Annotated in this window: 22 protein-coding genes and 1 riboswitch; of the genes, 16 read left to right on the top strand and 6 right to left on the bottom strand. The window is 71.4% G+C overall.

The window, feature by feature from the left end:
- Positions 1-35 precede the first annotated feature (35 nt).
- The 8 genes from HZ992_RS23430 (at position 36) to HZ992_RS23465 (ending at position 9,516) form a co-directional block, all read left to right on the top strand.
- Positions 36-791: a hypothetical protein gene (locus HZ992_RS23430; protein WP_245213263.1), complete on the top strand. Its 756-nt coding sequence runs from the start codon at positions 36-38 to the stop codon at positions 789-791.
- A complete protein-coding gene (locus HZ992_RS23435; protein ID WP_209384239.1) occupies positions 788-2,104 on the top strand; it encodes an EAL and HDOD domain-containing protein in 1,317 nt (438 codons plus the stop codon). Before HZ992_RS23430 ends, HZ992_RS23435 begins: the two co-directional genes overlap by 4 nt.
- Complete coding sequence (locus HZ992_RS23440; RefSeq protein ID WP_209384240.1) at positions 2,101-3,039, top strand: DMT family transporter; 939 nt, start codon at positions 2,101-2,103, stop codon at positions 3,037-3,039. The genes HZ992_RS23435 and HZ992_RS23440 overlap by 4 nt, the downstream gene beginning before the upstream one ends.
- Positions 3,040-3,050: 11 nt before the next feature.
- A riboswitch (cobalamin riboswitch) is annotated at positions 3,051-3,285 on the top strand.
- A gap of 70 nt (positions 3,286-3,355) precedes the next feature.
- Complete coding sequence (locus HZ992_RS23445; protein WP_209384241.1) at positions 3,356-5,194, top strand: TonB-dependent receptor domain-containing protein; 1,839 nt, start codon at positions 3,356-3,358, stop codon at positions 5,192-5,194.
- A 15-nt stretch (positions 5,195-5,209) separates the two neighbouring features.
- The gene (locus tag HZ992_RS23450) at positions 5,210-6,211 is read left to right on the top strand and encodes a FecCD family ABC transporter permease (RefSeq protein WP_371816768.1); all 1,002 of its coding nucleotides are present in this window, start codon (positions 5,210-5,212) and stop codon (positions 6,209-6,211) included.
- Positions 6,208-6,987, top strand: coding sequence for an ABC transporter ATP-binding protein (locus HZ992_RS23455; protein ID WP_209384242.1), 780 nt, complete (start codon positions 6,208-6,210; stop codon positions 6,985-6,987). Before HZ992_RS23450 ends, HZ992_RS23455 begins: the two co-directional genes overlap by 4 nt.
- A 2-nt stretch (positions 6,988-6,989) precedes the next feature.
- Positions 6,990-7,871: a cobalamin-binding protein gene (locus HZ992_RS23460; RefSeq protein WP_209384243.1), complete on the top strand. Its 882-nt coding sequence runs from the start codon at positions 6,990-6,992 to the stop codon at positions 7,869-7,871.
- A 34-nt stretch (positions 7,872-7,905) separates the two neighbouring features.
- The gene (locus HZ992_RS23465; protein WP_209384244.1) at positions 7,906-9,516 is read left to right on the top strand and encodes a thioredoxin family protein; all 1,611 of its coding nucleotides are present in this window, start codon (positions 7,906-7,908) and stop codon (positions 9,514-9,516) included.
- Between the two features lie 24 nt (positions 9,517-9,540).
- Here the strand turns inward: HZ992_RS23465 and HZ992_RS23470 are convergent, their stop codons facing one another.
- The 3 genes from HZ992_RS23470 to gstA form a co-directional block, all read right to left on the bottom strand.
- Positions 9,541-10,665: an ABC transporter substrate-binding protein gene (locus tag HZ992_RS23470; protein ID WP_209384245.1), complete on the bottom strand. Its 1,125-nt coding sequence runs from the start codon at positions 10,663-10,665 to the stop codon at positions 9,541-9,543.
- 132 nt (positions 10,666-10,797) lie between these two features.
- A complete protein-coding gene (locus HZ992_RS23475; protein ID WP_209384246.1) occupies positions 10,798-11,160 on the bottom strand; it encodes a hypothetical protein in 363 nt (120 codons plus the stop codon).
- A gap of 10 nt (positions 11,161-11,170) precedes the next feature.
- Positions 11,171-11,779, bottom strand: a complete 609-nt coding sequence (gstA, locus tag HZ992_RS23480) for a glutathione transferase GstA (protein WP_209384247.1) — start codon at positions 11,777-11,779, stop codon at positions 11,171-11,173.
- A gap of 133 nt (positions 11,780-11,912) precedes the next feature.
- Here gstA and HZ992_RS23485 point away from each other — a divergent pair, with 133 nt between their 5' ends.
- The 6 genes from HZ992_RS23485 (at position 11,913) to HZ992_RS23505 (ending at position 17,258) form a co-directional block, all read left to right on the top strand.
- Positions 11,913-12,800, top strand: coding sequence for a pirin family protein (locus HZ992_RS23485; protein WP_209384248.1), 888 nt, complete (start codon positions 11,913-11,915; stop codon positions 12,798-12,800).
- A gap of 61 nt (positions 12,801-12,861) precedes the next feature.
- Complete coding sequence (locus HZ992_RS25945) at positions 12,862-13,233, top strand: glutaredoxin domain-containing protein (RefSeq protein WP_245213266.1); 372 nt, start codon at positions 12,862-12,864, stop codon at positions 13,231-13,233.
- A complete protein-coding gene (locus tag HZ992_RS23490; RefSeq protein WP_245213268.1) occupies positions 13,230-14,699 on the top strand; it encodes an alpha/beta hydrolase in 1,470 nt (489 codons plus the stop codon). The genes HZ992_RS25945 and HZ992_RS23490 overlap by 4 nt, the downstream gene beginning before the upstream one ends.
- On the top strand, positions 14,696-15,469 hold the full coding sequence (locus tag HZ992_RS23495; protein ID WP_209384250.1) for an ABC transporter ATP-binding protein: 774 nt from the start codon (positions 14,696-14,698) through the stop codon (positions 15,467-15,469). Before HZ992_RS23490 ends, HZ992_RS23495 begins: the two co-directional genes overlap by 4 nt.
- An 85-nt stretch (positions 15,470-15,554) precedes the next feature.
- Positions 15,555-16,718, top strand: a complete 1,164-nt coding sequence (locus tag HZ992_RS23500; protein ID WP_209384251.1) for an ABC transporter permease — start codon at positions 15,555-15,557, stop codon at positions 16,716-16,718.
- A 36-nt stretch (positions 16,719-16,754) separates the two neighbouring features.
- Positions 16,755-17,258, top strand: a complete 504-nt coding sequence (locus tag HZ992_RS23505; protein WP_209384252.1) for a GNAT family N-acetyltransferase — start codon at positions 16,755-16,757, stop codon at positions 17,256-17,258.
- Here the strand turns inward: HZ992_RS23505 and HZ992_RS23510 are convergent.
- The 3 genes from HZ992_RS23510 to HZ992_RS23520 form a co-directional block, all read right to left on the bottom strand.
- Entirely contained in the window at positions 17,227-17,424 is a 198-nt protein-coding gene (locus HZ992_RS23510; protein ID WP_209384253.1) for a YgaP family membrane protein, read from the bottom strand. The genes HZ992_RS23505 and HZ992_RS23510 overlap by 32 nt on opposite strands.
- Before the next feature lie 80 nt (positions 17,425-17,504).
- Complete coding sequence (locus HZ992_RS23515; protein WP_209384254.1) at positions 17,505-18,191, bottom strand: Crp/Fnr family transcriptional regulator; 687 nt, start codon at positions 18,189-18,191, stop codon at positions 17,505-17,507.
- Positions 18,188-18,445 carry a YkgJ family cysteine cluster protein gene (locus tag HZ992_RS23520; protein ID WP_209384255.1) on the bottom strand — a complete coding sequence of 86 codons (258 nt, stop codon included), beginning with the start codon at positions 18,443-18,445 and terminating at the stop codon, positions 18,188-18,190. The genes HZ992_RS23515 and HZ992_RS23520 overlap by 4 nt, the downstream gene beginning before the upstream one ends.
- Before the next feature lie 117 nt (positions 18,446-18,562).
- Here HZ992_RS23520 and mnmG point away from each other — a divergent pair, with 117 nt between their 5' ends.
- Together mnmG and rsmG are read left to right on the top strand one after the other, a co-directional pair.
- Positions 18,563-20,551 carry a tRNA uridine-5-carboxymethylaminomethyl(34) synthesis enzyme MnmG gene (gene mnmG, locus HZ992_RS23525; protein ID WP_209384256.1) on the top strand — a complete coding sequence of 663 codons (1,989 nt, stop codon included), beginning with the start codon at positions 18,563-18,565 and terminating at the stop codon, positions 20,549-20,551.
- Positions 20,541-21,221, top strand: a complete 681-nt coding sequence (gene rsmG, locus HZ992_RS23530) for a 16S rRNA (guanine(527)-N(7))-methyltransferase RsmG (protein WP_209384257.1) — start codon at positions 20,541-20,543, stop codon at positions 21,219-21,221. Before mnmG ends, rsmG begins: the two co-directional genes overlap by 11 nt.
- Positions 21,222-21,265 lie beyond the last annotated feature (44 nt).

Consider the following 21,265-nt stretch of genomic DNA (forward strand, 5'->3'; position numbering starts at 1 on the left):
TCAAGCGGTTCGGCCGGACCGGCTACGCTGTGGCCATGGCCTTTGTCGACCCGCCCGTTGCCGTGCTGCCGCCGCTTGCCGGCTCGGCCGTGCACCAGCGGCGCTTGCGGGAAGTATGGCGCTCGGCCGGCTGGCCTTGCCAGGATCTGGTCGAGGCCGAACTGCTCGCCGCCGGCTTGCTGGAGCGGGTGCGCCAGCCCAGTGGCCACGAGACCCTGCGCGTGACCGACGCGGGCGTGGCTGCGCTGGCCGGTACGCTGCAGCGCAACCGCCTTCGGCGCGATGCGCACGAGGCCCTGGTCGAGCGCGTGGCGCGCGAGATGGCGCGCGCCGGTCGCATCGCCTGGCGCGGCCTGGGCCTGCGCGCGCAGGTCGGCGAAGGCGAGACCGCCCGCTGGGTGGTCGCGATGCCCGACGTGTTCTCGATCCGCCACACCACGGTGGAGGACTACCTCGAGCCGGTGGCGCACGAGATCAAGGTGACGCGCGCCGACCTGCTGTCGGACCTGCGCCACCCGCACAAGCGCCATGCCTACCGCGCACTGGCCGGCCAATGCTGGTACGTGCTGAAAGCGGGCATCGCGGCAGCGGACGAGGTGCCCGCCGAGTTCGGCGTGATGTTCGCGCTGCCCGGGGGCGAGCTGGACGTGGCGCGGCCGGCTCCACCACGCGCGATGAGGCTGCCGCTGGGCACCTGGATGGCGCTGGCACGGGCCACACCGGAGCCGGGGCCCGAAGGCGAAGAAGCACAGGCCTGGCTGGGCGGGCCGGCCGAAGAAGGGAAGTCATGAGCGGCTGGTGGTCGAAACTCTTTGGCGGCGCGAAGGCGCCCGATCCTCGGCCCGAGCCCTTGCCCGCGACGGCCGCGGCCGCGCCGTCGCGCGCCGCCGTGCCGGCACCGAGCTTCGGTGCGCGGCGCCCGCTGGTGGGCGCGAACGGCGAGCTGGCCGGCTTCGAGTTCCGCCTGGCCTCGTCGACCCAGCGCCGCATGCAGGAAGCCAGCGACGGCCCTGCCGCAGCGGCGCACGCGATCGCGCTGCTCTCGGCGATGCGCTCGACGCTGGCCGCCGGCCGCCACGCGCTGTGTGAACTGCCGGCCTCGCTGCTGGCGCGGCCGGCGGTGGCCGAGCAGGTGCCCGACGGGGCCTGGCTGGCCGTGACCGGCGCCTTCGAGCCGGGTGAGAGCCTCGCTGGCGCGCTGACGCAGTGGCGCACGCGTGGCGTGAAACTCGGTGCGGCCGACGGCGCGCCCGAGCCCCCTGGCGCCAGCTTCGTGCTGCTGCGCCCAGGCGCCGACGGGCTGAATGACGTGCTCAATGGCTGCGTGCGCTGGCAGCAGACCCAACCTGCGCGCACACGCGTGGCGGTGGATCTGCCTGGGGTCGAGGCCATCGAGCAGGCGCTCGAATGCGGCGTGGCGCTGGCGGCCGGCCGCGTCGAGTCGGGCGACGCCGCTTTCGCGCAGCGCCGCACGGTGCAGCCTGCGACGCAGCGCCTGTGCCAGCTGCTCAACGACGTGGTGGCCGACCGCGACACCGCGCACCTCGGTGCCGAACTGCGTGCCGACCTGGCGCTGTCGTACCGGCTGCTGCGCAGCGTGAACAGCCCGGCGGTGGGACTGTCCAAGCCGATCGAGTCGATCGAGCAGGCGGTGATGGTGCTCGGCCGCGGCGAGCTGTACCGCTGGTTGAGCGTGCTGCTGACGGCCTCGGGCAGCGGGCGCAAGGCCTCGCGCGCGCTGCAGGAAGTGTCGCTGGCGCGCGCCCGGCTGCTCGAGCTGCTGGCCACGGCGCGCGGCAATGCGCCGCCGGCGGCCATGTTCACCGTCGGCCTGCTGTCGATGCTCGATGCGCTGCTGCAGGTGCCGCTGGCCGAAGCGCTGCAGCCGCTGCAGCTGGCCGAGCCGGCGCGCGAGGCGCTGCTGTCGCACTCCGGGCCCTGGTGGCCCGACCTTCGGCTGGCGATGGCGATCGAGCGGCACGAGCTCGAGATCAGCGAGGCCCTGGCCGCGGCGCACGGCGGCGTCGACGCGGTGCTCGCGCTGGCGGAGCAAGCCTGGGCCTGGTCGGCCGAGCTGTCGCGCGCCCAGGCGAATCCGGCATGACGGAGCACGCGGCGAGAGAGCGCGCGGCGCTCTGGGCGGCGCTCGCGCTCATCCTCGTGTGGGGTGCGAACTTCAGCGTCCAGAAGGCGGTTTTCGAGGCGCTGTCGCCCGGGGGCTTCCTGTTCGTGCGCTACCTGATCATGCCGGTGGCCGCGGCGCTGCTGCTGGTGGCCCACTACGGCACGAAGTGGCCCCGGCTGCCGCGGCGCGAGCTGCTCGCACTGCTCAAGTTGGGCGTGGCCGGGCACCTGCTCCACGTGGGCCTGGTGACTTACGGCATCCACTGGTCCACCGCCTTCTCCAGTTCGCTGATCCTGGCCTGCGGGCCGGTGTTCACGCTGCTCATCCTGCGCTGGCACGGCATCGAGCACCTCACGCGCGGCCAGGTCGTCGGCGTGACCGTGGCAGTGGTCGGCGTGCTGGTGTTCCTGTCCGACAAGCTGCTCGGGGGCCAGTGGCAGGCCGGCGGCGGCGACCTGACGCTGCTCGTCGCCGCCTCCTTCTTCTCGTACTACACCGTGGCGGCCAAGCCGCTGATCGAGCGCCACGGCGGCGTGGTGGTGATGACCTACGGCGTGTTGCTCGGCAGCGCGCCGGTGGTGCTGGTCAGCCTGCCCGCCGGGCTGCAGGTGCACTGGGCCGAGGTGCCGCCGCTGATCTGGGTCGGCACGCTCTACGCGGTGCTAATCTCGGCCTTCCTCGGCTGGCTGGTGTGGGGCTGGGTCAACGCGGTGCGCGGCGTGGCCCGCACCGCGCCGCTGATGTACCTGATGCCGCCGGTGGCCGCGCTGGTGGCGTGGCTGGTCACCGGCGAGCGTTACACCGCGATCAAGCTGCTCGGCGCGGCGATCACGCTGGCCGGCGTGGCCTGGGCGCAGTTCGCCTCGGCAAGCACGCGCGACGCGGTGCGCGACTCCGTCCCGCCGGTGGACTGACGTCACGGGGCTATCATCGACACGCTTCAGGTGCTTCCGGCCAGTCCTCGGCCGGGAGTTAAACGGGAAGCAGGTGACGCGTCCGCAAGGGCGCGAAGGCCTGCGCTGCCCCCGCACCGGTAAGCGGGTACACGACCATCTCAGTGCCACTGCGGGCTCACCCCCGTGGGAAGGCGATGGCCGCGGTGCGACTCCCGTCGCCCCGACCCGCGAGCCCGGATACCGGCCTGCCAAGCGCAGCCGCCGGCGACTTTCGGGCCACCGGCATCGCCAACAATGCAGCCTGCGGGGACGCTGGCTGCTTGGAGTCCATTCGATGTTCCCTTCCTGTCGTTGCCCGTCCGCATTGCGCGGCCTGGGCCTTCTCGTCTCTTCCACCCTCCCCCTCGTTTCATTCGCCGCCGAGCCGCAGACGCTGCAACCGGTGGTCGTCACCGCCACGCGGCTGCCGCAGCCGATCGATACCGTGCTGGCCGACCTGCGCGTCATCGATGCCGACACCATCGCCAACGCCGGCCCGATGACGCTGACCGAGCTGCTGCAGACGCGCGGCGGCGTCGAGATCAGCGCCACCGGCGGGCCCGGCCAGGTGTCGAGCATCTTCCTGCGCGGCAGCAACGCCAGCCACGTCGTGCTGCTGATCGACGGCGTGCGCGTCAACTCGGCGACCGCCGGCACCAACGCCTTCGAGAACCTGCCGCTGGCGCAGATCGAGCGCATCGAGATCCTGCGCGGCGTGGGCAGCAGCCTGTACGGCGCCGATGCGATCGGCGGCGTGATCCAGGTGTTCACCAAGCAGGCCGGCGCCGATCGCGCCGAGGCCAGCATCGGCGCCGGGCGCTGGGGCACGCGCGAGGCCAGCGTCGGGCTGGGCCGCAAGCTCGGCGCCATGCGGCTGTCGCTGCAGGCGGGCTGGCGCGAGTCGGATTCGTTCTCGGCCACCAACGAGAACGCCAGTTTCTCCTTCGAACCCGACCGGGACGGCTACCGCAACAGCAACCTCGGCCTGAACCTCGACCACGACTGGGCCGAGGGCCAGTCGTTCGGCCTGCACGTGATGGGCAGCCGCGGCGCCACGCACTTCGACGCCGGCCCGGGCAGCGACGACGTCAACCGGCAGCGCCTGTCGAGCACCGCGCTGGAGAGCCGCAATCGCCTGACTGCCGACTGGCGCAGCCTGCTGCGCCTGGCACGCGGCGCCGACCACATCCGCACCGACGGCGCTTTTCCCGGCTTCGTCGACACCGACCAGGACCAGGCCACCTGGCAGAACGATGTCAACGCGCTCGGCGGCCAGTGGGCGGCCGGGCTGGACTGGCGGCGCGAGAAGGTCAGCAGCGACACCGCCTACACGGTGTCGACGCGGACCTTCCGCGCCGTCTTCGTCGGCTACACGGCGCGCTTCGATGCCCACCTGATCGAGGCCTCGGCGCGCCACGACGACGATTCGCAGTTCGGCGGCCACGCCACCGGCAAGTTCGCCTACGGCTATCGCTTCGCGCCGCAGTGGCGCGCCTCGGCCAGCCTGGGCACGGCCTTCAAGGCGCCGAGCTTCAATGACCTGTACTACCCGAGCGCCTTCGGATTTTCCGGCAACCCCGACCTGAAGCCGGAGCGTGCTCGCAGCGCCGAGCTCGCGCTGCGCCACGACGGCGGCGCGCTGCGCGGCGGGCTGGTGCTGTTCCGCAGCAGCGTGCGCGACCTGATCGCCATCGACCCGACCTTCACCACGGTGATCAACGTGAACCGGGCGCGCCTGCGCGGGGCCACGCTCGACGCTTCGTTCAGCGAAGGCATGTGGACGGCGCGCGGTGAGCTCACCCACCAGCAGGCCGAGGACGCCGACACCGGCACCCGCCTCGTGCGCCGCGCGCGCCAGTTCGGCAGCGCCAGCCTGAGCGCCACCGCCGGTGCCTGGCGGGCCGGCGTCGAGTGGGTGCTCAGCGGCGAGCGCTTCGGCACGGCGGCCAACACCGAGGCCTCGCGCATGGGCGGCTACGGCCTGGTGAACCTGAACGCGAGCTGGTTCGTCACGCCGAGCTGGTCGCTGTCGGCGCGGCTGAACAACGCCGCCGACAAACGCTACGAGCTGGTGCAGGGCTACAACACGCCCGGGCGCAACCTGTTCGTCTCGCTCGCCTACTCGGCCTTGTAGGCGAAGATCGCCGCCATGGTCCGCGCACTGCAACTCTGGCTGCTGCTGGCGCTGCTCGCCGGCGCAGCGATGTTGCTCGCGCTGGCCAGCGGCAGCCTGGCGATCGCGCCTGCCGACGTGCTGCGCCTGCTCTGGCAGCCCGACGGCGGCAGCGCCTCTCAGGTGCTGAATACGCTGCGCCTGCCGCGCGCGCTGGCAGCGTTCGGCGTGGGCGGGCTGCTGGCGGTGGCCGGCGCGCTGATGCAGGTGCTGCTGCGCAACCCGCTGGCCGACCCCTATGTGCTGGGCATCTCCGGCGGCGCGGCGGTGGGCGCGCTGCTCGCGCTGCTGCTGGCCGGAAGCGCGCTGCTCGTCAATGCGGGCGCCTTCGCCGGGGCCCTGATCACCATCGTGCTCGTCTTCGCGCTGGCGCAGCGTGACCTGTCGCGCGTGGACACCACCGCGCGGCTGGAGAGCGCGCCGCGCCTGCTGCTCACCGGCGTGATGCTGGCGGCGCTGTGGTCGGCGGTGATCACCCTGCTGCTGATGCTGGCGCCGGAAGCGCGCCTGCGCGGCATGCTGTTCTGGCTGGCCGGCGACCTGGGCGGCAGCGACGCTTCCGGCTGGCCGCTCGCCGTGCTGGCCGCGCTGCTGCTGGCGGCGTGGCCGCTGGCGCGCGAACTCAACGTGCTGCTGCGCGGCGCCGCCAGTGCGCAGGCGCTGGGCGTGTCGGTAGTCCGGCTGCGCCGCGCCGTCTACCTGCTGGCTTCGCTGGCCACGGCGGTGGCGGTGACCACCGGCGGGGCGATCGGCTTCGTCGGCCTGGTGGTGCCGCATGCGCTGCGCCTGGTGGCTGGCAATGACCAGCGCGTGCTGCTGCCGGCCTGCGCGCTGGCCGGCGGCACCTTGCTGCTGCTGGCCGACACGCTGGCGCGCACGGTGGTGGCGCCGCAGCAGCTGCCGGTGGGCGTGATCACCGCGCTGCTGGGTGTGCCGACCTTCATCGCCTTGCTGCTGCACCGCGGAGGCCGACGGTGACCGCGGCCAAGCTGCTGCTGGAGACGCAGGGCCTGCGCGTGGCCGCCGGGCCGCGCACGCTGATCGAGTCGCTCGACCTGCAGGTGCGCGGTGGTGAACTCTGGTGCGTGATGGGCTCCAACGGCAGCGGCAAGACCACGCTGCTGCACACGCTGGCCGGGCTGCGGCCTGCGCAGGCGGGCACGGTGTCGATCAAGGGCAAGACGCTGGCCGGCTGGCCGCCCGGCGAGCTGGCGCGCCTGCGCGGGCTGCTGCCGCAGACGCAGCACGATGCCTTCAGCGCCGCCGCGCTCGAGGTGGTGCTGCTCGGCCGCCATCCGCACCTGGGCCGCTGGGCCTGGGAGAGCGCCGCCGACCGCCGCGTGGCGCGCGCCGCCCTGCACTCGATGGACCTCGACGCGCTGGCCAATCACGACGTGACCACGCTGTCCGGCGGCGAGCGCCAGCGCGTGGGCATCGCCGCGCTGCTCGCGCAGGATCCGCCGTTGCTGCTGCTCGATGAGCCGGTGGCTCACCTCGACCTGCACCACCAGGTGACGGTGCTCGACCACCTGCGCCGGCTCACGCGCGAACGTGGCCGTGCCATCGTGATGTCGATCCATGACTTGAATCTCGCCGCGCGGTTTGCCACCCACGCGCTGGTGCTCGGCCCGGGCACCATGTTGCGCCAGGGCCCGGCCGAATCGACGATGAACGAAGTCGTGCTCAGCGCCGCCTTCGGCCACCCGGTGGCCGGCGAACGTTTCGGCCACCGCACCGTCTTCGTGGCGGACTGAGCATGCGGCGCGCCCTGCTTCTCGTGGGCCTGCTGTTCGGCGCGATGGCCGGCCCCGCTTCCGCGGCCGTGCAGGTGAAGGACGACGCCGGCGGCACGATCACCCTGGCCCGCCCGGCGCAGCGCATCGTCAGCCTGGCGCCGCACCTCACCGAGCTGCTGTTCGCCGCCGGCGCCGGTGCGCAGGTGGTGGGCGTGGGCGCGTACAGCGACTTCCCGGCGGCAGCCAAGGCCCTGCCGCGCGTGGGCGATGCCGCGATGCTCGATCTCGAACGCATCCTGGCGCTCAAGCCCGACCTGCTGGTGGTCTGGCGCGACGGCAATTCGCCGCAGCAGCTGCAGCGCCTGTCCACGCTGGGCATCCCGGTCTATGCGAGCGAGCTGGGCCGGCTGGCGGACATCGCGTCGACGCTGCGCCGCTTCGGGCGGCTGGCCGGCACCGAAGCGGCCGCGACAACGCGCGCCGACGGCTTCGAGCAGGAGCTCCAGGCCCTGCGCCAGCGTTATGCAGGGCGAGCGACCCTGCGCGTCTTCTATCAGATCTGGCACCGGCCGCTGCTGACCATCAATGACCGACACCTGATCAGCGAGGCGTTGGGAATCTGCGGTGCGCGCAACGTGTTCGGCACGCTGGCGCCGCTGACGCCCACGGTCAGCGAAGAGGCCGTGGTCGCGCAGGACCCGGACGCCATCGTCACCGCGCGGGCCGGCGCCGAGGGGCATGACCACCTGGACACCTGGCGCCGGCTGACGCAGCTCTCGGCCACGCGCCGCGGTGCGCTGCTGGTGGTCGATCCGGACACGCTGCACCGCTCCTCGGACCGTTTGCCCGAGGGCATCCGCGGCCTGTGCGAGAAGCTCGATGGCGTGCGGCGCGCGCCCTGATGCGTCACACTGGGCCGAACGTCCGGGGATGCCGATGAACCGATCCGCGCCGATCCTGTGTACCGTGCTGGCGGTGGCTGCGCTGGCCGCCTGCTCGAAGCGCGATGTGGCCACCGCAGCGCCACCCGCGCCACCCGCCACCACGGCCCTGGCGGCGCCTGCCGACGGCGGCATCGCCTGGGTGCGCGCGGCCAGCGATGCCGAGGTCGACGCCGCCTTCGCCCGCGCGCGCGGCGAGGGCAAGCCGGTGTTCGTCTACTGGGGCGCGAAGTGGTGTCCGCCGTGCAACCAGCTGCAGGCCACGTTGTTCAACCGCCAGGACTTCATCGAGCGCTCGCGGGCCTTCGTGGCGGTGTACGTCGACGGCGACAAGCCGGGCGCGCAGAAGCTGGGCACGCGCTTCGCGGTGCGCGGCTACCCGACGATGGTGGTGTTCGACCGCGGCGGCCAGGAGCTGACGCGGCTGCCCGGCGAGGTCGATGCGCAGCAGTACAACGAGGTGCTGACACTGTCGATGTCTGCGCAACGCTCGGCCAAGGCGGTGCTGGCGCAAGCGCGCGCCGGCGGCCAGGGGCTGGTCGAGGCCGACTGGCGGTTGCTGGCCTACTACTCGTGGGAGACCGATCAGCAGCAGCTTGCCGGCGCGGGCGGCGTGGCACCGCTGCTCAGGGAGCTGGCGCAGGCCTGCCCCGCCGCGCATGCCGACAGCGCGATGCGCCTGCGCCTGAAGGCGCTCGCCGCCACCGACAGCCAGGCCGGCCCGGTGGCCGATGCGGCCGCGCAGCGCGCGCCGGTGCTGGCCCTGCTGGCCGATGCCGCGCAGTCGCGGCGCCACATGGACGTGCTGACGAACAGCGCGGCCGGTCTGGCCGGCGCACTCAGTGCGGCCGGCTCCGCGGAGCGCAAGGCGCTGCTCGCGGCTTTCGGCAGTGCGCTGGTGGGGCTGCAGGCCGACAGCTCGCTGTCGCGTGCCGACCGGCTGATGGCGCTGGTGGCGCGGGTGCAGCTCTCGCAGCTCGAGGCGCCGGGCCAGGACAAGACCGCCGCCACGCCCGCGGCGCTGCGCACCGAGGTGCGCGATCTCGCGGCACGCTTCGACCGCGAGATCACCGACGGCTACGAGCGCCAGGCCGTGATCACCACCGCAGCCTGGGCGCTCGAGCAGGCCGGGCTGATGGACGACTCCGACGCGCTGCTCCAGGCCAACCTGGCGAAGAGCCACTCGCCCTACTACCTGATGGCCGACCTGGCCGACAACGCGAAGAAGCGCGGCGACAAGGCCGCGGCGCTGGACTGGAACGCGCAGGCCTTCGACAAGAGCGAAGGCCCGGCGACGCGGCTGCAGTGGGGCGCGCGTTACCTCGGCATGCTGGTCGAGCTGTCGCCGCAGGATGCGCCGCGCGTCGAGCGTGTGGCCGCTCAGCTGTTCGACGAAGCGGCCGCCATGCCGGACGCCTTCGAGGCGCGCAGCGGCCGCTCGCTGCAGCGCATCGGGGGCCACCTCTCGGGCTGGGCCAAGGGCGGCGCGCACGGCGACGTGATGAAGCGCCTGCAGCGGCAGCTCGACGCGGTGTGCGCCAAGCTGCCTGCCGGCGACTCGCGCACGCTATGCGACGGGGTGCTCAAGCCCGGCTCGTCGGCCTGAGATCGGCCGTGGCGCCGAGCCCGTTCAGCGCACGAAGCGGCCTTCGTGCGTGACCTGCACCAGCTCCACGAAGCGCGAGCCGGTGACGCCGTTGGCGGCGTAGTCGAGGTCGACGCCGGCCACGCGCATCTTCATGCCGCGCAGCGTGGCGAGCAGTCGCGGCCGTGTCAGTTCGCGGCCGCTGCGCCGCAGCGCCTCGAGCAGCACCAGCGCGTTGAGGTAACCCTCGAAGCTGTAGTAGCCCACCGGCACCTTGGCGGCCTCGGCCAGGCGGCGGTACTCGCGCGTCGTCGGGTCGGACTCGCTCCAGGGGTACGGCACCACCTGCGAGATGGCCAGGCCGCGGGCCTTTTCGCCGGCCACCTTGACGGTGACCTCGCCGGCCACGATCGACATGCCGTAGAACATCGGGCTGTAGCCGAGCGCCCACGAGGCCTTCATCAACTGCCCGGGCAGCGCGCCGCCCAGGTACATGATCACGGCCTGCGGCGCGGCCTTGGCCAATACGGACGCCGCATCGGGAATGTTGGCGCCGTCGCCCTTGATCGCCACCGAGGCTGCCGCCTGCAGCTTCTGGCTGGCCAGCGCCGCTTCCACCAGCGCGGCAGCTTCCTTCCCGCCGGGGTTGTCGAGCATGGCCATCGCGATGCGGGTCACGCCGATGGTGGTCAGGTGCTGCACCAGGGCCTGCGCCTCGCGGCCGGTGGTGGCGCGCACGAAGAAGCCGGAGCCCTTGAGCCTGTCGCGCGCACTGTCGGCCACGGCGTATCCGGCCACCCAGGGCGCGCCGGACTTCATCAACAGCGGTGCCGCCGCGGCCGTGGTCGCCGAACCGACGCAACCGAAGAAGCCGAACACCCCGTCGCCCAGCAGCTTCTCGTAGTTGGCTATCGCACGGTCGGGCTTGAGCTCGTCGTCCAGCGACACCACGCGCACCCGCCGACCGTTGACGCCACCCTGGGCGCGCGACTCGGCGAAAGCCAGTTCCGCACCGGAAAGCATGACCTTGATCTGCCCGCCCAGCGGGCCGTTGAGGATGCCGGTGTGTCCGAACACGACCTCGGTGTCGCTGACCCCCTGCTCGGCGGCGCGAAGCCCCGGGGCGAAGATGGAGGCACCGATGGCGGCCGAGAAATGTCGTCGTTGCATGGATCGAAGATGGGAGTGGGCGAAGACTTCACCGAGTCTCCCTGTCGAACCCATAAGTGATCGCGCGGGTTTACCCGGAGCGCGTGCCGGAGTGCCGTGGCGGATTTCGCGACGGTGCCCTGCGCCAGCGAATCAGCGCGCAGGTTTGCGCGGCGTCAGGCGCAACTCGTAGCGCGTGCGCTTGTCGATGTCGTCGAACTGCAGAACCGTGCCGGCCCAGTCGTAGGCGGCGACGAACTCGTCGATCTGCATCGTGCCGTGCATCAGCACCACCTCGACCTGGCTGCTGTGGAGCCTGAGCCGGTAGACGATGTCGCTGATGCGCACGCGCAGCCGGCGGTCGCGCAGCACGTCGACCTCGGCCGGGCCGCAGTGGGCGGCGCTGTCCGAGGCGACGGTGACGCAGAACTGGCCGTCGTAGCGGCCCGGCGCCGGCGTGTTCGCCCCGGCGGCCGAAGCCGCCAGGAGCAGGAACAGCAGCGCGCTCCGACGCATGGTCACATGCTCACTTGAGCAGGCCCTCGGCCTTCATCGCGGCTTGCACGGCCGGGCGGGCGAACATGCGTGCCGAGAAGGCCGACAGGTTGGCCAGGCCGGTGATGTCCACGCCGACGTGCGGCGCCCAGGAGGCCACGGTGAACAGGTAGGCATCGGCGACGCTGAACTCGTCGCCCATCAGGTACGACTTGCCGGCGAGCTGGCTGTCGACCCAGGTGAAGCGCTCGACCAGTTTCTTGCGGAACACCGGCCTGGCGTCTTCCGGAACGGCCGGGTTGAACAGCGGCGAGAAGCCCTTGTGCAGTTCGCTGGTGATGAAGTTCAGCCATTCCTGCAGGCGGTAGCGCGCCATCGTCCCGGCGGCCGGGGCGAGATTCTTCGCGGGCACCTGGTCGGCGATGTACTGCACGATCACCGGACCTTCGGACAGGCGCTCGCCGCTGTCGAGCTCGAGCAGCGGCACGTAGCCCTTCGGGTTGATGCCGTAGTAGTCGGTGCCGTCCTGCAGCTTGTGCGTCTTGGTGCTGGCCAGCACGGGCTCGAAGGCCAGGCCGGACTCGCGCAGCACGATGTGGGGCGACAGGGAGCAGGCGCCGGGGCTGTAGTAGAGCTTCATGGGGACTCCTGGGTCGTGGTGAGGGAGGATGCCATTACACCCATCCCCGCGCTCGCAGCCATGCAAGCCGATTCAGCGCGGCATGCAAATCCGCTGACTCGTATCCCGCGCAGGCGGCCACTACATTGACAGCATGAACACCACCACCGTCTCTCCCGCCACCGTGGCACGCTCTCGCGGCGTCGAGCGCCTGGTGCGCGGCCAGCCCACGTCCGACGGCGCCGGCGTCAAGCTCACCCGCGTGCTGACGCAGCCGCTGCAGCAGCGCCTCGATCCCTTCCTGATGCTCGATGCCTTCGGCAGCGACGCGGCGAGCGACTACATCGGCGGCTTCCCCGACCACCCGCACCGCGGCTTCGAGACGGTCACCGTCATGAAGGCCGGCCGCATGCGCCACCACGACAGCGTGGGCAACACCGGCCTGCTCGAGCCCGGCAGCGTGCAATGGATGACCGCCGGGCGCGGCATCATCCACTCCGAGATGCCCGAGCAGGAAGAAGGCCGCATGGCCGGTTTCCAGCTGTGGGTCAACCTCGCGGCGCGCGACAAGATGCAGCCGCCGGCCTACCGCGACGTGCCGCCGCAGGGCGTGCCGGTGTTCGCGCTCGAGGGCGGCGCGCAGGTGCGCGTGATCGCGGGCACGACGCACGGCGTGGCGGGCGCCGTGACGCGGCCGACCACGGAGCCTCTGGTGCTCGACATCGTGCTGCCTGCGGGCGCGACGTTCGACGTGCCGCTGCCAGCCGGGCACAACGCCTTCGCCTACGTGTACGGTGGCGCGGCGGCGCAGGTGGGCGGTGCGACGGTGGCCAGCGAGCACATGGCGATCCTCACCAACGACGCGGCCGCCGATGGTGTGCGCTTCACGGCGCCGGTAGGCGAGCGCGCCGTGCAGATCCTGCTGGTCGCCGGGGCGCCGCTGCGCGAGCCGATCGCGCAGTACGGACCGTTCGTGATGAACACCGTGCAGGAGCTGCACCAGGCGGTGGCCGATTTCCAGAGCGGCGCACTGGCCACCTGAAACAAGGGCATGGCGCGGCTGGGCTAACCTCGGGTCTTTACGCGCCCGAGGACCCTGACCCATGCCCCGCACCATCCTGGAGGAAAGCCGGCTCCATTCGGCGATCCGCGACCGCGTCGCGAACCACCATGCCGATGTCGTGCACAACGTGCAGGCGGCTGCCGCCTCCAACCTGATCCTCGTGGTCGGCATGGCCGGCAACCCGTTCGTGCGACGCGCGCGCAAGCTGCTCGACGCCGCCGGCCTGGCCTACCAGTACCTCGAGTACGGCAGCTACATCAGCCAATGGCGCGTGCGCAATTCTCTGAAGATGTGGACCGGCTGGCCGACCTTTCCGATGGTCTTCGCCAAGGGCGTGCTGATCGGTGGCTGCGACGACCTGAAGCGGCTGCTCGACAGCGGCGAGTTCAAGCGCTTTCTCGGCGAAGCGTGAAATCCCTGCGCGCCATCGCCGCCGTCACCGCGCTGGCGTGGGCCGGCGTGGCGATGCCGACGCACGCGGCGCCGGCGCAGCCTTGCCGTGTCGACGGCCTGGCGCACGAGGTGCTGTGCGGCTCGGTGGCGCGTGCGCTCGACCCGGCGCGCCCGGACGGGCCGCAGATCGAGGTGCACTACGTGGTCGTGCCGGCGCTGGCGCGGCGCAAGCTGCCCGACCCGGTGTTCCTGCTCGCGGGCGGCCCGGGCCAGAGCGCGATCTCGCTGGCGCCGCAGGTGATGGGCGTGTTCGCGCGGCTGAACAACCGGCGCGACATCGTCTTCGTCGACCAGCGCGGCACCGGCCGCTCGGCGCCGCTGGACTGCGACGGGCCGCGCGAGGTGGCGCTGGCCGAGTCGGCCGACCCTCAGGCACAGCTGCGCCGGCTGGCGGCCTGCCGCGAGCGGCTGCTGAAGCTGCCCTACGTGCGCTCGGCCGCGGACCTCGGCTTCTTCACCACCACGCTGGCGATGCAGGACCTCGACGCGGTGCGCCAGGCGATCGGCGCCGAGCGCATCAACCTGGTCGGCGCCTCGTACGGCACGCGGGCCGGGCTCGAGTACCAGCGGCAGTTCCCCGTCGCCGTGCGGCGCAGCGTGCACGACGGCGTGGCGCCTCCCGACATGGTGCTGCCCGCCAGCGCCGCCACCGATGCGCAGGCGGCGCTCGACGCCCTCTTCACCGCCTGCGCTGCCGAGGCGGCCTGCGCGCGCGAATGGCCGCTGCTGCGCCAGGCCTGGGATGCGCTGCTGGCGTCGCTGCCGCGCGCCGTCAGCGTGCCCGACCCGCTCACCGGCAAGACCGAGTCGTTCACGCTGACGCGCGAGCTGCTGCTCGGCGCGGTGCGCGCGCCGCTGTACGTGCCCACGCTTGCAGCGGCCCTGCCGGCGGCGATCCACGCGGCATCGCAGGGGCGCTTCGAGGCGCTGGCGGCGCTGGCCGGCGCGCTGTCGCGGCGCGGCGGGCCGCGTCTGTACACCGGCATGCATTTCGCGGTGATCTGTGTGGAGGATGCGCCGCGCATGGACTCGGCCCGCGCTGCCGCCACACGCGACTTCGGCGATGGGCTGGCGCCGCTGTATGCGCAGGCCTGCACCGCCTGGCCACGCGGTGCGGTGCCCGAGGCCTTCTACAAGATCGGGCCCGCAGCCACGCCGGTGCTGCTGCTCAGCGGCGGCATCGACCCGGCCACGCCACCGCGCCATGCGGCGCGCGTGGTGCAGGCGCTGGGCGCGAAGGCGCGCCACGTGGTGGTGCCGAACGCGGGCCACGGCCTGCTCGCCAGCGGCTGTGTGCCCGATTTGCTCTACCGCTTCATCGACGCAGCCGACGACACTCAGGCGCTCGCGCTCGACACCGCCTGCATCACGGCGATTCCTCGGCCCGGCGCCTTCGTGCCTCCCGCACCGGAGGCAGCGAAGTGATCCGCATCGAACAGCTCGCCAAGTCATTCGAAGCGCCGCGCCGCTGGCTCGGCCGCGCCGCTTCGCCGGTGCTGGCGGTGCGCGATGTGCGGCTCGAAGCGGCCGATGGCCGCATCACCGGCCTGCTCGGTCCCAACGGCGCGGGCAAGACGACGAGCCTGCGCATGCTCGCCGGGCTGATCCGCCCCGACGCGGGCCGCATCGAGGTCGACGGCATCGACGTCGCGGCGCGGCCGCGCGAGGCGCTCGCGCGCATGGGCGTGCTCAGCGATGCACGAGGCCTCTACCCGCGGCTGACGGCGCGCGAGAACATCGTCTACTACTCCGCCCTGCAGGGCATGGCGCGCGAGGAGGCGCAGGCACGCGCCGAAGCGTTGGCGCAGATGCTCGACTGCACCGCGCTGCTCGACCGTCGCACCGAAGGCTTCAGCCAGGGCGAACGCATGAAGGTGGCGCTGGCGCGCGCGCTGGTGCACGACCCGGCCAACATCGTGCTCGACGAGCCGACCAACGGCCTGGACGTGCTGGCCACGCGCGCGCTGCGCGAGACTTTGCAGTGGCTTGCCTCGCCCTCGGGCGGCGGCAAGTGCATCGTCTTCTCCACGCACATCATGCAGGAGGTGGAGCGGTTGTGCGACAGCGTCGTCGTCGTCGCGCACGGCCGCACGGTGGCGCAAGGCACGGTGGCGGAGTTGCGCACGCGCGCCGGGGCGCGCGATTTCGAAGAGGCCTTCGTGCGACTGGCCTACGGCGACGAGGTGGCGGCATGACGCGGGCCGAGCGCCGGGCCGCTCCCAAGCCGGCCCGCATCCCCTTGGGGGATCGGCCGACGTACCCGTCGGACGAGGGGCAGTCATGAGGCCGGCGTGGACCGTGTTCGTCAAGGAGTGGCTCGACGCCCTGCGCGACCGGCGCACGCTCGCCGTGGTGCTGCTGTCCAGCGTGCTGATGGGGCCGCTGGTGCTCATCGCGCTGTCCGGCCTCGTGGCCTCGTTCGAGTCGCGCGCCGAGCGGCGCGAAGTGGTGCTCGACGGCATCGAGCATGCCCCGACGCTGGTGAACTATCTGCAGCGCCAGGGCTTCGCGGTGAAGCCGGCGCCCGAGGGCTTCGAGGCCAAGCTGCGCAGCTCCGAACTGGGCGACCCGGTGCTGGTGGTGCCGAAGGATTTCGAGGCGGCGCTGCGCCGTGCCGAGGTGCCGGTGCTCGTGCTGGTGAGCGACAGTGCCAACAAGCGCAGCGAGGCCGGCAGCGGGCGCCTGCAGCGGCTGGTGGCCGGCTTCAACCGCGAGCGCGCCACGCTGGCGCTGGCCCTGCGCGGCGTGTCCGGCGAACTGCTCGAGCCGGTGCGGCTGGGCGAGAAGGATCTCGCCAACCCGCAGACGCGCGGCACCCAGATCACCGGCATGCTGCCTTTCTTCGTGCTGATGGCGGTGCTCTACGGCGCGCTCAATGCGGCGCTGGACACCACCGCCGGTGAGCGCGAACGCGGCTCCCTGGAGCCGCTGCTGATGAACCCGGCCTCGCCGCTGTCGCTGGTGCTGGGCAAGTGGGCGGCGGTGTCAGCGGTGGCGCTGCTGATCGCGGTACTGAGCTGCTTCAGCTTCATCCCGGCGCAGTGGCTGCTGCGCAGCGACACGCTGGCGGCGCTGTTCCAGTTCGGCTGGCGTGAGGCGCTGTGGTTCGTCGCCATCATCGCGCCCTTCGCCGCGGCGCTCTCGGCGCTGCTGATGGCGGTGGCGATCCGTTGCCGCAGCGTCAAGGAGGCGCAGGCGAGCTCGGCGATGCTGATCCTCGCGGTGTCGCTGCTGCCGCTGGTGGGGCTGCTCAACCCTGGCGGCGAGGAGCGCTGGCACCTGTGGGTGCCGGCGCTGGCGCAGAACACCCTGATGACGCGGGTGCTCAAGGGCGAGGCCCTGGGTCTCGAACCGGTGGCGATCACGCTGGGCGTGTGCGCTGTGCTGGCGCTGCTGGGTGTGGGCTTCGTCGCCCGGGTGCTGCGCCGCGCCGCGGTGCGCTGAGCGGTGGCCTGCGCGGGGCTCGGGCATCATCACGGCATGAAGGATTCACCCACGCAACTGCGCTGGCGCTGGTGCCGCTTCGACGAGCTGGGCGTTCACGAGCTGCAGAACATCTATACCGCGCGGCAGCTGGTGTTCGTGCTCGAGCAGGAGTGCGCCTATCTCGATGCCGACGGCGTCGACGAACACTCATTTCACCTCGCCGCATGGTCGGCGCAGCAGCGCGAGCCGCTGGCCTATGCACGCGTGGTTGCCCCTGGCGTGAAGTACGTGGAGCCGTCGATCGGCCGCGTCATCACCACGAGCGCGGCGCGCGGCACCGGGCTGGGCCGCGAACTGGTGCGCCGTGCGGTCGAACACGCGCAGGCCGCCTACCCTGGGCAAGGCATCCGCATCTCGGCGCAGTCGCGCCTGGAGCGCTTCTACGCCGGCTTCGGTTTCCAGCGGGTCGGCGAGGACTACCTGGAAGACAACATCCCCCACACGGAGATGCTGCTCCCGGCGCGCTCTACTTCGTCGACTTCATCGGGCAGGTGTTGATGCCCAGCAGGGTGTAGGCGGGGCACCAGCCGATCAGGCCGGTGGCCAGCGGCACCAGTCCGATCCACCCCCACACGCCCACTGTGCCGGTGGCGGCCAGCGCGATCAGCACCAGGCCGGCGAGAACGCGCAATGCGCGGTCGATGGTTCCTTCGTTCGTCTTCATGTCAGCTCCTTGCTTGCCGGCTCAAGGTGCCGGTGTGAAAGGAGTGTCTCGCCGCGGTCAGGGTCCGTCTGTGACTGCAGTCACACAGCGGGGGCCTCGCCGGCGGCCAGGCGCCGCAGCGCGGCAGCGTCGCGCAGCTCGATGCGTTCGCGCCCGAGGCTGAGCCAGCCGGAGCGCTCGAAGCGGCGCAGCAGCCGCGTCACCATCTCGCGCACGGTGCCCAGCTCATCAGCCAGGGCCTGGTGGCTGGCATGCAGCACCTCGCCATGGCCGAGCAGCGCGGCCGCCAGCCGCTGGTCGAGCCGCTGGAAGGCGACGGCTTCCGCCAGCGCCATCAGATCGGCCAGGCGGTCCGCAAAGACGCCGAACACGAAGCGGCGGAACGGCTCGTGTTCGCAGCAGGCGTCGAATGCCGGCGGGGTGAGCACGGCCAGGCGCGTCGCGGAGGTGGCCACGCCGTTGGCGCTGAGCAGGTGCTGCCCGAACAGGCAGGACGCCGACACCACGCACAGTTCGCCCGGGCCGACGCGATACAGCTCCAGGGCACGCCCTTGCGAGGACCCGCGGGCCACGCGAACCTCGCCCGAAAGCACCATCGGAAAGCCCTGGCAAGGTGCCTGCTCCTCGAAGAGCACGGCTCCGGCGGGCACGGACACCCACATCGCCTGCTGATGGAGCGCCCGCTGGCTGACAGCCGGAGGCAGTGCCTTCAGTGCCGGGTAGAGCTCCGAGAGCTGAGCAATCTCGGTGTCGGTGGGAGCGTTCATGCGGGGGCGGTGGAGACTTCGAGCCGGGTCAGCCAGGCGATCGCTTCGTCACGGTGCCCGCCGCACATCGCCGGCGCGGGCCGCAGCGAGCTGCACACCGCCGGGCGCTGCGGCAGGCCGAAGACGGCGCAACGCAAGTCTTCGGTGAGTTGGACGCAGCGCACGCCGGCCGGCTTGCCCTCGGGCAGGCCGGGAATCGGGCTGCTGATCGACGGCGCGATGCAGCAGGCGGCGCAGGCGGGGCGGCATTCCATGATCAGGACGGATTGTGTGCGGGAAACCAGTGCCGGGCGGCCCCGAGCAACCCTGGCGCATGACGCCGGCGGGCCCACTGCCTACAATGTCGCCTTGCTCAAAATTTAGGCAGTGCGATGCTGTTCCCGAGAGAGTTCGATGTGATCGTCGTCGGCGGTGGCCATGCGGGCACCGAGGCCGCGCTGGCTGCGGCGCGCATGGGCGCGGCCACCCTGCTGCTGACGCACAACATCGAGACGCTCGGCCAGATGAGCTGCAATCCGTCGATCGGTGGCATCGGCAAGGGCCACCTTGTCAAGGAAGTCGATGCACTGGGCGGTGCCATGGCCCTGGCCACCGACGAGTCGGGCATCCAGTTTCGCATCCTCAACGGTTCGAAGGGGCCGGCGGTGCGTGCCACGCGTGCGCAGGCCGACCGCATCCTCTACAAGGCGGCGATCCGCCAGCGCGTGGAGAACCAGCCGAACTTGTGGCTCTTCCAGGGTGCGTGTGACGATCTGATTCTGCAGGGTGACCATGTAGCCGGCGTCGTGACGCAAGTTGGTGTTCGCTTCGCGACCAGATCCGTGGTGCTGACGGCCGGCACCTTCCTCGACGGGCGCATCCACGTCGGTTTGCAGAACCACTCGGCGGGCCGCGCCGGTGACCCGCCGGCGGTCGCCCTGTCGGCTCGCCTGAAGGAGCTGAAGCTGCCGCAAGGCCGCCTGAAGACGGGCACACCGCCGCGCATCGACGGGCGCTCGATCGACTTCAGCCGGCTGACCGAGCAGCCCGGCGACGGCATGCCGGGGTCGAACGCGCCCATGCCGGTGTTCAGCTTCCTGGGTGACCTGAGCATGCACCCGCGCCAGGTGCCCTGCTGGATCACCCACACGAATGCACGAACGCACGAGATCATCCGCTCCGGCTTCGACCGCAGCCCGATGTTCACCGGCGTCATCGAAGGCGTGGGCCCGCGCTACTGCCCGAGCATCGAGGACAAGGTCAATCGATTCGCCGACAAGGACTCGCACCAGATCTTCCTCGAGCCCGAGGGCCTGACGACGCACGAGTTCTATCCGAACGGCATTTCGACCTCCCTGCCCTTCGACATCCAGATCGCGGCCGTGCGCTCGATGGTCGGGTTGGAGAACGCGCACATCCTGCGCCCCGGCTACGCGATCGAGTACGACTACTTCGACCCGCGTGAACTGAAGGCGAGCTTCGAGACGCGATCGATCGGCGGGCTGTTTTTCGCCGGCCAGATCAACGGCACGACGGGCTACGAGGAGGCGGCGGCACAGGGTTTGTTCGCCGGCCTGAATGCCGCGCTGCAGGTGCGAGGTGACGCACCGTGGCTGCCGCGACGTGACCAGGCCTATCTCGGCGTGCTGGTCGACGACCTGATCACCAAGGGCGTGACGGAGCCCTACCGCATGTTCACCAGCCGGGCGGAGTTCCGGCTGCAGCTTCGCGAGGACAACGCCGACCTGCGCCTGACCGAGGACGGCCGGCGCATGGGGCTTGTGGATGACGCGCGCTGGGATGCCTTCCGCCGCAAGCGGGATGCCGTGGCGCGCGAAGCGGAGAGGCTCAAGTCGACCTGGGTTCACCCCGGCGTGGTGCCGGCGGCCGACGCCGAGCGTCTGGTCGGCAAGGCACTGGAACATGAATACAGCCTCGCGGACCTGCTGCGGCGCCCGAATGTCGCTTTTGACCAGGTGTCCGAGATGGCAGCCATCGCCGCGATGGGTCGGCCGGAAGGCTCTGTTTCACGTGAAACGCTGCGTGCCGAACTGGGCGAGAGCCTGTCGGACTCGGTGATCGAGCAGGTGCAGATCGGCATCAAGTACGCTGGCTACATCGACAAGCAGAATGAGGAAGTCGAGCGGGCCGCGGCCTACGAGGGCTTGAAGCTGCCTGACGAGCTCGACTATGCGCAGGTTACCGCGCTCTCGTACGAGGTGCGCCAGAAGCTCGCGCGCCATCGGCCGGAGACCCTCGGGCAGGCCTCGCGCATTTCCGGCGTCACGCCCGCTGCGATCTCCCTGCTGCTCATTCATCTGCGCAAGGGCCGCTTCAAGGGTTTCGCCGCCAACGCCGGCCAGGCCACTGATGCAGCCTGATCCGCTGCGCGAGTCGCTCGGCGGCATCTGCGCCGAGCTCGGGCTGGAGCTGCCTGTGGTGGCGTTGGATAGGCTGCTCGCCTACCTTTCGCTGCTGCAGCGCTGGAATGCCACCTACAACCTGACGGCGGTGCGCGATCCGGCGCAGATGCTGACCCAGCACCTGGCCGACTGCCTGGCGGTGGTCGGCCCCTTCCGCCGGCAGCTCGGGGCGGGTTCGCAGCAGCGCCTGCTCGATGTCGGCAGTGGCGGCGGCCTTCCCGGTGTGGTGCTGGCTGTGCTGGAGCCAGGCTGGTCCGTGAGCTGCGTGGACGCCGTGGGCAAGAAGGTGGCCTTCATCCGTCAGGTCGCGGCGGAGCTGTCCCTGCGAAATCTTGCCGGCGAGCACACACGCATCGAAGCGCTCAAGGCTCCACCCTTCGACCTCATCACCTCGCGCGCCTTCGCTTCGCTGGCCGATTTCGTCGTTCCGACCCGCCAGTTGCTGGCGCCCACGGGTGTCTGGGCCGCGATGAAGGGAAAGACGCCAGACGCTGAACTGGTCGGTTTGCCTCCCGGCATCACGGTGTTTCACGTGGAACCGTTGACCGTGCCGGGCTTGCAGGCCGAACGTTGCCTCGTCTGGATGCGCGAGGCGGTGCCGCCCGCGTCCGGGCTGGTACATTCCTGAGTCGTCGGCCGGGTCATCCGGAACGTCTCTCTTCCCGGGCTTTG

The organism is Rhizobacter sp. AJA081-3 (assembly GCF_017795745.1).
Classification (GTDB): domain Bacteria; phylum Pseudomonadota; class Gammaproteobacteria; order Burkholderiales; family Burkholderiaceae_C; genus Piscinibacter.